Annotated in this window: 10 protein-coding genes; 8 read left to right on the top strand and 2 right to left on the bottom strand. The window is 59.1% G+C overall.

Annotated features, from left to right (window positions below; genetic code table 11):
- The coding region (locus tag ACTIEN_RS18860) for a transposase (RefSeq protein WP_439524700.1) at window positions 1-311 on the bottom strand (311 nt) is incomplete at its 3' end.
- 152 nt (window positions 312-463) lie between these two features.
- Here ACTIEN_RS18860 and ACTIEN_RS18855 point away from each other — a divergent pair.
- Window positions 464-2,419, top strand: coding sequence for an autotransporter domain-containing protein (locus tag ACTIEN_RS18855; protein ID WP_439524699.1), 1,956 nt, complete (start codon window positions 464-466; stop codon window positions 2,417-2,419).
- 104 nt (window positions 2,420-2,523) lie between these two features.
- On the top strand, window positions 2,524-3,150 hold the full coding sequence (locus ACTIEN_RS18850) for a TIGR02466 family protein (protein WP_439524698.1): 627 nt from the start codon (window positions 2,524-2,526) through the stop codon (window positions 3,148-3,150).
- A 35-nt stretch (window positions 3,151-3,185) separates the two neighbouring features.
- On the opposite strand, the gene ACTIEN_RS18845 is transcribed toward ACTIEN_RS18850, so the two are convergent.
- A complete protein-coding gene (locus tag ACTIEN_RS18845; protein ID WP_439524697.1) occupies window positions 3,186-3,755 on the bottom strand; it encodes a YcbK family protein in 570 nt (189 codons plus the stop codon).
- Between the two features lie 344 nt (window positions 3,756-4,099).
- On the opposite strand from ACTIEN_RS18845, the gene ACTIEN_RS18840 reads away from it, so the two are divergent.
- The 6 genes from ACTIEN_RS18840 to ACTIEN_RS18815 all read left to right on the top strand — a co-directional run bounded on the left by ACTIEN_RS18840 (window position 4,100) and on the right by ACTIEN_RS18815 (window position 9,649).
- Window positions 4,100-5,710, top strand: a complete 1,611-nt coding sequence (locus ACTIEN_RS18840) for a L,D-transpeptidase family protein (protein ID WP_439524696.1) — start codon at window positions 4,100-4,102, stop codon at window positions 5,708-5,710.
- 29 nt (window positions 5,711-5,739) lie between these two features.
- Window positions 5,740-6,831, top strand: a complete 1,092-nt coding sequence (locus ACTIEN_RS18835) for a UDP-3-O-(3-hydroxymyristoyl)glucosamine N-acyltransferase (protein WP_439524695.1) — start codon at window positions 5,740-5,742, stop codon at window positions 6,829-6,831.
- A gap of 37 nt (window positions 6,832-6,868) precedes the next feature.
- Window positions 6,869-7,129 (top strand): acyl carrier protein, encoded by a 261-nt coding sequence (locus ACTIEN_RS18830; protein ID WP_439524694.1) that lies wholly within the window; start codon window positions 6,869-6,871, stop codon window positions 7,127-7,129.
- Window positions 7,130-7,135: 6 nt separating this feature from the next.
- Complete coding sequence (locus tag ACTIEN_RS18825; protein ID WP_439524693.1) at window positions 7,136-8,344, top strand: beta-ketoacyl-[acyl-carrier-protein] synthase family protein; 1,209 nt, start codon at window positions 7,136-7,138, stop codon at window positions 8,342-8,344.
- A 206-nt stretch (window positions 8,345-8,550) separates the two neighbouring features.
- Window positions 8,551-9,063, top strand: a complete 513-nt coding sequence (locus ACTIEN_RS18820; protein ID WP_439524692.1) for an RNA ligase family protein — start codon at window positions 8,551-8,553, stop codon at window positions 9,061-9,063.
- A 211-nt stretch (window positions 9,064-9,274) separates the two neighbouring features.
- Complete coding sequence (locus ACTIEN_RS18815) at window positions 9,275-9,649, top strand: iron chaperone (RefSeq protein ID WP_439524691.1); 375 nt, start codon at window positions 9,275-9,277, stop codon at window positions 9,647-9,649.
- Window positions 9,650-9,926 lie beyond the last annotated feature (277 nt).

The raw sequence follows: 9,926 nt of genomic DNA, 5'->3' as shown, positions 1-9,926 counted from the left end.
TCCCCCTTCTTCGGCAGGCAGGTATCATCGATGACCAGAAAGGCCTCATCGCCGCCAACCAGCCTGTCGGCCTCGGCCAGAAGTGCTGCCTCCAGCGGCGCACTGTCCCAGACCCCGTCGGCGATGAAATGATGCAGCTGGTCATAGCTGACCACCCCGTCCCGCGCCGCCATCGGCTGCACGCTCTTGCGGTCGCCCGGGCCGATCAGACCCGCGACATAGGCCGGACACATCCGCCCTCGCGTCTTGTGCCCGAGCGCCGCAACAAACGGTGCCAGCCAACCTTCCAGATCGTCCCGCCAGGTTCCCATAAACCGCCAGCCTCCCTCAATGCTGGCTCCATATGAATCACCCAAAACGTCCCCAGTGAATCCGGTGAATATCAGATCAGCGAAAATCTGCCAAAGTAGTGCTAGATACAACGATGATATTCGGCCGTTCACGGCCCTGGGGAGGATCACCAATGACTTTCAGAAATCTCGCGCTGGCGAGCACAATGCTCACCGGCCTTGCTGGTCTCGCCACCGCGGACGAACTTCGGTTTGACGATGTGTTCATCATTGGCGACTCGCTCAGCGATGCAGGCACCTATTCGCAGTCGATCATCGCGGCGGGCATGGGGGCTTTGCCGGTCATCAATTACAAGTTCCTGACCAACGCGCCGGACGGATCATCCCTGACCTACGGAGAGGTGCTGGGCAATTCGCTTGGGCTGAACCTTGGTCCGAATGTCTATTCCGCCGTGCCGCTTGCCGGGCAGGGCGAAGTGGCGCTTGGTGGTACGATCTATGCCGAGGGCGGGTCGCGGGTGACAAGTCCGGAAGGCACTGCCTTCAACCCGGCGGCAGGCGTCACAACGCGGTCATTGAGCGAACAGGTGGACCGTCTGCTGACCAATACGCCCAAGCTGGGTGAAAATGACCTGGTGATCCTCTGGGGTGGCGCGAACGACGTCTTTGCCCAGGCAGCCTCTGTCGACAATGCTACGATTACACCTCAAGTCGCGGTAGCCAACATGGCCCAAGCCGCGACAGACCTGGTCGGGTTGGTTGATCGGGTCAAGGCGGCCGGGGCCGAGTCGGTCATCGTCGTGAACATCCCCGACATTGGCAAAACACCCTTTGGCCTGTCTCTCGGACCTCAGGGGGCGGCTTTCCAGACCGCATTGGCGGACGCCTTCAATTCGACACTGGTTGCGTCCATCGGGGATCGGGCGGTCGTGGTCGATGCAAAAAAGCTGCTTGGCGCGGTGCAGGATGATCCGCTTCGCTACGGCTTTACCGCCCCCAACGCCGCGACGGTTCCGGCTTGCAGCGGGAATTCGATCGGCTGCGTGCAGGGCGTCAATGCCAGTGCCGACAGCGAAGATCGCGTGTTTGCCGACGGCGTTCACCCGACAACGGCAGCGCACCAGATCTTCGGTGAGGCGGCGTTTGCCGGGTTGCAGGCCGCAACACAGACCGGGGCGATTTCGGTTGCGACCATGACCGCGTTGCGTCAGCACGGGCTGTCCATTGAAAACCGGATGAACCCGACCGTTCTGCGTACCACCGATGCCGATGGTACGGCGCGCCGCCGCGAGGTTGGCGAGGTCGATGTGTATGCAAGCCTCGATGTCGGGCAGTTCGAAGGAGATGCGCAGCAGGTGACACCTGGCCTTGAGGGCCGCACAAAAGTTCTCAAGCTGGGCGCCGATATCACTGTTGCCCCGAATGCCACCATCGGTGCCGGACTGAGCCTCGACGATGGTGAAGTTGATTTCGACAATGACGCTGGCGGGTTCGACTCCAACCTGATGGTGGGTGTGGTCTTTGGCCAGATCGCGCTGTCGCCGAAATACTACCTGAATGCGGCATTCGGGGGTGGGCGGATTGATATCGAGGAAATCACCCGCAGCTTTACCCTTGGGCCCGCGACCGAACGCTATACCGCAGACACCGAAGGCAGCTACCGCTTTGCGCGTGTTGGCGGCGGCGCCCTGTATTCCCTGAACAGCCAGGTCCGCCTCAACCCGTTTGCGCATTACACTTGGGAAAAGGTGGCGATCGACGGATTTACCGAATCCAACGGCGCGGCCAGCCTGTCATTCGGCGACACCGAATACGAATCGAGCCGGATCACGGCAGGCCTTTCGGCGATCTTTTCACCCGCCAACATGGAGGGTTGGGTGTTCAATCTGCGTGGCTCGGTCGAGCATGATTTCAACGATGATCCGCTCAAGGTGTCGCTTGGCCCCAATGCGGACACGCTTGGCTCTGTTTCGGCACCACGGCCGGACCAGACCTGGGGGTATGTCTCGGGATCGGTGGTCAAGGAATTCGGCTCCGGCGCATTCCTGAGCCTGACCGGTTCGAGTTCTGTCGGGCTTGACGGAGCCCGCGGCTTTACTGGAGCAGTGACCTACAAGATGACGTTCTGAGTGGTCCTCAACCTTCCGGACGGACCATCCCGAACTTCGGGGTGGTCAGCGTCGTCGCTCATTCGCTATCATCCTGATCACACTTTCATGGTTTTGGGGAAACGATGTCGGACGCAAACCAAGCAAAAATGAACATGACAATGGCGTTCGCCAGCCCAATCGTGAAGGTTGAGCTGCCGAATCCGGACGCGCTGAATCAGAAATTGACGGCTGAGTCCCATGCTCTGCGTCAAGAGTCGGAAGGCACGGTCCGGTCGAACCGGCAGGGTTGGCATTCAGATACGGATCTCATGACGCGACCAGAGCCGGGCTTTACGCAACTGCGCGAGTTCATTTCAAAGGTTGTGAACACGGCGACCCGATCCTTGTCGCCCGATTTCGATTTCTCTGCGCATCAATTGGCGGTGATGGGGTGGGTCAATATCAATCCCCAACATGCCTATAATGTCCCGCACGAACACGGAGGGTTTCTGTGGTCCGGTTGCTACTATGTGAATCAGCCCAAGATCGATTCAGGTCCGTCAGGCAGCATTGAATTCCTGTCGCCTTTGATGGTGTCCGCTGAATTCGAGATTCTGGGGGCGAAATGCTTTGATCGCCGCATCACTGTCCGCCCGAAAGCGGGTGATCTGCTTTTGTTTCCATCATACCTGATGCATTGGGTTTACCCAAATGACGCAGATGCAGAGCGCATAACAATCGCATTCAACTGCAACTACGTCAAAAAGTAAGGCAATTCTGCGAAAGTTGGGCGTTCTGCGTGACCTTACCCGCCCCACATCCGGACCGGGCCGCAATCCATATGGACAAAGTTCGATCCAGAATAGCGACCGACGCCGCCTGCCTTGCAGGCTCCGGCTGCGCGGGCCACCTGGTTGACCGACCGGGAGTTCAGCCGAAGGTCAGCCGCCTGTCCCGTGAGGTGAAGAGAGTTCTTGGCAACGCCAGAGCTGCGGGCGCGCAGCATCGCATTGGTTTTCGGGCTGCGATACCCGCTGAGCAACATGTAGGGTTCGGAAACATCCAGAAGGTTGTGTGCCGCTGCCATGATGTCGATGGTGCGCAGGTCGATGTTCTTGATGTCATTGGTGCGCCAGTCGCGCATGAACATGTGGACTTCCTTGATCGCGTCCTGAATGTAGTCGCCTTCAATCCAGTAGATCATGTCTATCCGTTCGCCGGTACGGCCCGAATACATCTTGATCCGCCGGATGTCCCCCCCGCCGCGCAGGAAACCTGCTGCATTTGCGTAGGAGGGCGCGGTGGATACTGCGGTCGCTGCGAAAGCCGCAAGCAGTCCGCGGCGCGTGAAGCCGCCAGATACCTTGTCAGTCATTATGAAGTGCCTGTCCCGTGTTTCACTGTCCGTGCGTCCGCGTCGTTCCGCGAACCTGCCCAATGCCTGATCGTAATGAGACTATGACACATCCCGAATCTCAAAAAAACCTAAAGTTCCCGAAAAAATTTCAGTTCAAGGGTTTTCGGCAATATCCTGCTTAAAGCGGCAAACTGTGTTAAACTTACGCTACACCACGGATCCACGATGCAGACGTGCCGCATGTGGTTTGCAAAAACGTCAACAAACCTTTTTGTGAATGGACAGTGTCTTGGGGCGACCAGACCATGTGAACAAAGCGCGTGCCACCTGCGTTGGCACTGTATGATGTAGGAGAGTGATTGATGACCCACCAGACGTTTCTACGCGGCGTCGCAGTATTGGCGATTGCAGCATCCAGTTACCTGGTGCCGCAGCGCGCTGAGGCCGTGCAGGTCACTGCTTTTCAGCAGGCCGTGGCCGAAAACGTCTCGGTTGATGAAGACATTGCCGCCTTTTACCGCGAACGCGGGTTCGATCCGATCTGGACTGGCGGGACGCAGGCGGATCTGGACCGACGGACGGCGCTGCTCGAAGCGTTGAGCATGGCTTCCTTTCACGGTCTTCCGGCCTCCAAGTACAACGCAGAAGCCTTGCTGTCGCGGATGGCGGCGGTGCGCGGTGGCCATGACAGGGGTGTGCTCGAGGTTGCGCTGACCGAATTGTATCTGGATTTTGCCCGCGACTTGCAAACCGGCGTGATCGACAATCCACGCCGCGTCCGCTCAGAGATCGTGCGCGAAATTCCCCGTCGCGAAACCGCATATTACCTTGCGGGATTGCTGTCTGACGCGCCTCAGACGTTTCTTGCGTCGCTTGCACCACAATCGCAGGAATACGCCCGGCTGATGAAGGTCAGAATGCGGCTGGAGCACACCATCGCCCATGGCGGCTGGGGGGCTCTGGTGCCTTCGGGCAAATACGAACCGGGCGACACCGGCGCCGGGGTTGTGGCCCTGCGCGACCGTCTGATCGCGATGGACTATCTCGACCGGACCGTGACAGCGCGCTACGACAGGTCCATGATCGACGCGGTGCGAACGTTTCAGGAAGATCACGGCCTGACGGTGGACGGGGTCGCCGGAGGCAGCACGCTTGACCAGATCAACACCTCGCCACAGGACCGGTTGAAATCGGTGATGGTCGCGATGGAGCGCGAACGCTGGCTGAACTTGCCTGACGGGCTTGGGGATCGGCACATTCTCGTGAACATCGTGGATTTTCAGGCGCGGATTTTTGATCACGGCAAGCTGACATTCGAAACCCGTTCGGTTGTCGGCCATCAGGATCAGGACCGCCAGACTCCTGAATTCTCGGATGTGATGGATCATATGGTCATCAACCCAAGCTGGTACGTCCCGCGGTCCATCATCGTTGGGGAATACCTGCCACAGCTGCGCAACAATCCGGGCGCCGTCTCTCATCTCGAGATCACCGACAGCCGGGGCCGGGTGGTCAGCCGCAACCAGAGCTTTGCAGGCTATACCGAGCGCAGCTTTCCGTTTTCGATGCGCCAGAGACCGGGGCCGCGCAATGCGCTGGGCACCGTCAAGTTCATGTTTCCCAACAAGCACAACATCTATCTTCATGATACACCTGCCAAAAGTCTCTTTTCGCGGGAAGTGCGCACCTTCAGCCACGGCTGTGTGCGTCTGAATGATCCACATGACTTTGCCTATGCGCTTCTGGCGCGGCAAACCTCGGATCCGGTCGGTTTCTTCCAGTCGCGCCTTCGGTCGGGAAGCGAAACGCGGGTCAATCTGGATGAGCCATTGCCGACGCACCTGATCTATCGCACCGCCTTTACCACTGCCAAGGGTCACACCCAGTTCCGCCGGGACGTCTATGGACGGGACGCGGCGATCTGGAACGCCCTCAGTGCGGCAGGGGTGGAGATCGGCGGCATTCAGAGCTAGACCTGCGGCCAATCAGGCCGGAGGCGGGCATGCCCTTTACCATTGCAGAGATCGCGGACTCCCTTGGCATTCGTGCCGAAGGGGACACGACGCTGACCGTCACTGCCGTTGCCGAACCGGCGCAGGCTGGCGCGTCGGACCTTGCCCTGGCGATGAAGCCGGAGTTCGCGGAACAACTGTCCCTCGGAAAGGCCCGCGCCGCGATGCTCTGGGACGGGGCGGATTGGCAGTCGATGGGTCTGCACGCGGCCCTTCTGGCGCCGCGTCCGCGCTTTGCCATGTCGGGACTGTCCGCGATGATGGACGCGGGCGCAGGCTATGCGTCCGGCATCCATGACACGGCCGCAATCGACCCGACGGCGCAACTGGCCAAAGACGTGACAGTTGGTCCCTTCGCGGTGATCGGTGCCGGAGTCGAGATCGGCGCAGGGTCCGTGATCGGCGCGCAGGTTTTCATAGGGCAGGGTTCGCGGATCGGCGCTGGGGCGTTGCTGCATCCCGGTGTGCGGATCGGACATGGCGTCACCATCGGCGACCGTTTCATCGCCCATTTCGGCGCAAGTGTCGGTGCCGACGGGTTTTCCTTTGTCACACCCGAACCCTCTGCTGTCGAAAAGGTGCGCGAAACGCTGGGCGATCAGGGCGGGGCCACCGCCCAAAGCTATGCCCGCATCCATTCGCTGGGCAGTGTCACGATTGGCCATGATGTCGAGCTTGGTGCAAATTCCTGCATTGATCGCGGCACCGTGCGCGACACGCAGATCGGCAATGGCTGCAAGTTCGACAATCTGGCCCAAATTGGACACAACGTGGTCATCGGCAACGATTGCCTGATCTGTGCGCAGGTCGGCATCGCCGGATCAAGCCGCATCGGCAACAACGTGGTGCTGGGCGGCCAGACCGGGGTCAGCGACAACCTCTTCATCGGCGACAACGTCATCACCGGCGGGGCCACCAAGGTGCTGTCCAACGTGCCCTCGGGGCGCGTCATGCTGGGCTATCCGGCGATGAAGATGGACACCCAGCTTGAGATCTACAGACAGTTGCGCCGTCTGCCGCGCCTGATCGCGGATGTGGCCCGGCTCAAGAAATCGGTTTCAAAGACCGACCCGAGCGACTAAATCACGGCGCAGACGAAACAGTCTCCGGGGAAAGCACATGAGCGTCGAGGACAGGGTCATTCGCATCATTGCCGAACAGGCGATGATCGAACCGTCGGATGTGGCCATGACGGACACGATGCAGGATCTGGGCATCGACAGCATGGGGCTGGTGGAATGTATTTTCGCGCTGGAAGAGGAATTCGACATCGAAGTGCCCTTCAACGCCAATGAACCCGAGAACAGCGATTTCGACATCTCGTCGGTCGCCTCGGTGATTGCCGGGGTCAAGGGGCTGATCGCCCGGCAAAAGGACTGAGCCCCCATGAAGCGCGTGGTCATCACCGGAGCAGGCACCGTCAACGCGCTGGGGCTGAACGTGGCGGACACGCTCGAGGCGATGCGCGAGGGGCGCTGCGGCATCGGACCGCTTTCGTTCACGGATGTGGAACGCCTGACAATCCAGATCGGCGCGCAGGTGCATGATTTCGACGAAACCGCGCTGTTCAACCGCCAGCAATTGTCGCTTTATGACCGCTTTACCCAATTCACCCTGATCGCCGCCCGCGAGGCGCTGGCGCAGTCGGGGCTGGAGTTTTCGGGCGAGTTGGCTGCGCGATCGGGTGTTGTTCTGGGCAATTCCGGCGGCGGCATGACGACGCTGGATGAGAATTACCGCTCGGTCTACGAAGAGGGCAAGAACCGGGTGCATCCCTTTGTGGTGCCCAAGCTGATGAACAACGCGGCTGCCAGCCATGTGTCGATGGAGTTCAACCTCAAGGGGCCGTCCTTCACCGTCTCCACGGCCTGCGCCTCGTCCAACCACGCGATGAGCCAGGCGTTCCAGATGGTGCATGGTGGCCTGTCCCCGGTGATGATCACCGGCGGGTCGGAATCGATGCTCTGTTTCGGCGGCGTGAAGGCGTGGGAAGGGCTGCGCGTCATGTCCAAGGATGCCTGCCGCCCGTTCAGCGCCAACCGCAACGGCATGGTGCAGGGCGAAGGCGCGGGTGTCTTCGTGTTCGAGGAATTCGAGCATGCCCGCAAACGCGGGGCCGAGATCCTGGCCGAGGTGGTGGGGTTTGCCATGACCTCGGATGCCTCCGACATCGTGATGCCCTCCAAGAACGGTGCCGCGCGCGCCATTGCGGGGGCGCTGCAGGATGCCAGGCTCAATCCGCAGGATGTCGGCTATATCAACGCCCACGGAACCGGGACGGCGGCCAATGACAAAACCGAATGCGCCGCAGTCGCGGATGTGTTCGGGGCGCATGCGGACCGGTTGATGATGTCCTCCACCAAGTCGATGCACGGCCACTGCATCGGCGGCACCGGCGCAATCGAATTGCTGGCCTGCATCATGGCGCTGCGCGACGGCGTGGTCGCACCCACCATCGGCTACGAGGAACCCGATCCCGAATGTGCGCTGGACGTCGTGCCCAACGTGGCGCGCGAGGCCAAGGTGGACGTGGCGCTGTCCAATGCCTTCGCCTTTGGCGGTCTGAACGCGGTTCTGGCGATGCGACGGGTGTGACGGTTGCGGAAAGCGAGCAGTCGAACGTCCGCAGTGAGCCCAAAGATGCCCTTGTCGTCTTATAGCCAAGCGTTTTAACACTCGTGTATGAAAAAGTATGGCCGAACCTTCCATTTGCCGATCTCACTAGGAGCTACAAGCGATGACAAAATCATGTCTTCTCTTGAAGGCCTTATGGTTGATGATCTTTTGATCACTAAAAAAAAATGGATGGTGAAAACACTACGATACATAGTGCTGGAACACATGCCCGTAGCCCAAATAGTCGCTACCACCCCTCACGAGATTGGCTAAAAGCTTTCGCAGCGGGCATTTCTCCGCAACTTAAATTTGGCGAACGTATCGTGGGTGAAAACCTATATGCCAAACATTCAGTAGGTTACGAGGAGTTGCCGTCCTATTTCTTAGGTTTCTCATGGATTGTCGGGAACGACATTCAGCCTTGGGATGCGACCCTCAAAAGGTTCAGCGAATTAGGGATCACACCAGTGTCAACGCTGTATCGAGGACCGTTTGTAGAAGGCCTTTTTGAGAGCGTTGCTGAGCGATTGGACTTGGTGAAACAAGAAGGCTTCGTTGCTCGGGATGCGGCAGGGTTTAAAGAAGCCGATATGCCAGCTCGGATGGGAAAGTATGTTCGGGCTAACCACGTTCAAAGTGAAACGCACTGGATGAAATCGGAGCTCGTCCCTAACCGTTTGGCAAAAAAACTAGGGTAACTAAGTCCGCAGTGTGTCAGTTCATGCGTGGCGCAGCGAAGGTCTGCAAGTCCTGCACCTGCCGTTGGTGACTGGCCCAGCTAGAGGCGGCCCCGAGCCCATGTAGACCAATGCTGCACTGTGTATGAATGGTGGCTTCGAGGTTGAGATTTGATTTCTCGTTGTTACTGTTTCCGCCATATTCAGACTCCAGATTCAGGATATGACTGTGTTGAGCGACGCCAAGACCCCCTCGGAGTATATGGCTCAGCTTGAGGATGATTGGCGGCGTGATAAGCTGCAAAGCATCCGGGCCATCATCCAAAAGCAAGCGCCGCAGCTCTCGGAGTCTATCAACTATAAGATGCTGGGATACGCCCTGGATGAGAATTATGTATTTCATCTCAACGCCCAGACAGCCTACGTGAGCCTCTATGTTGGGAACGCCTCCAAAATCGATCCGAGTGGAGAGCTGTTGCAAGGCTTGAGTGTTGGTAAGGGATGTGTTCGATTTTCCAAATCAACCGACATCACCAAGACGCGCATCGACGAGTTCATTGCCCTTGCTTTCGAGATGTGGGGTGCGGGCGAAGATATCGATTGTTGACCTTCGCCGGTGGTACGCCCGCTGACTGGCGGCCGTTCATGTTGTATTCACGGATGACAGCAAAGTTCGCTCCTCAGCCTCAAACAGCGGGCGTGAACGTCCGTATGGTTTCCGACCTGTTAACGGACTGTCGGCCATACCCCCTCCCACGATGCGCATCGAGCGGGAAGGGTCACTCCCATGCCGCGACACGTGAACTGACACTCTCTTGATCCCCGTTTCGGGGCGACCATGAGAAACCGGTTTTACACATGTCCTGCAAGGGGCAAGAGGTCCC

This window comes from Marivita sp., from assembly GCF_051859345.1.
In the GTDB taxonomy this organism is placed as follows: domain Bacteria; phylum Pseudomonadota; class Alphaproteobacteria; order Rhodobacterales; family Rhodobacteraceae; genus Marivita.
The sequence above is the reverse complement of the archived record's forward strand: the minus strand, read 5'-3'. Positions and strand labels throughout refer to the sequence as shown.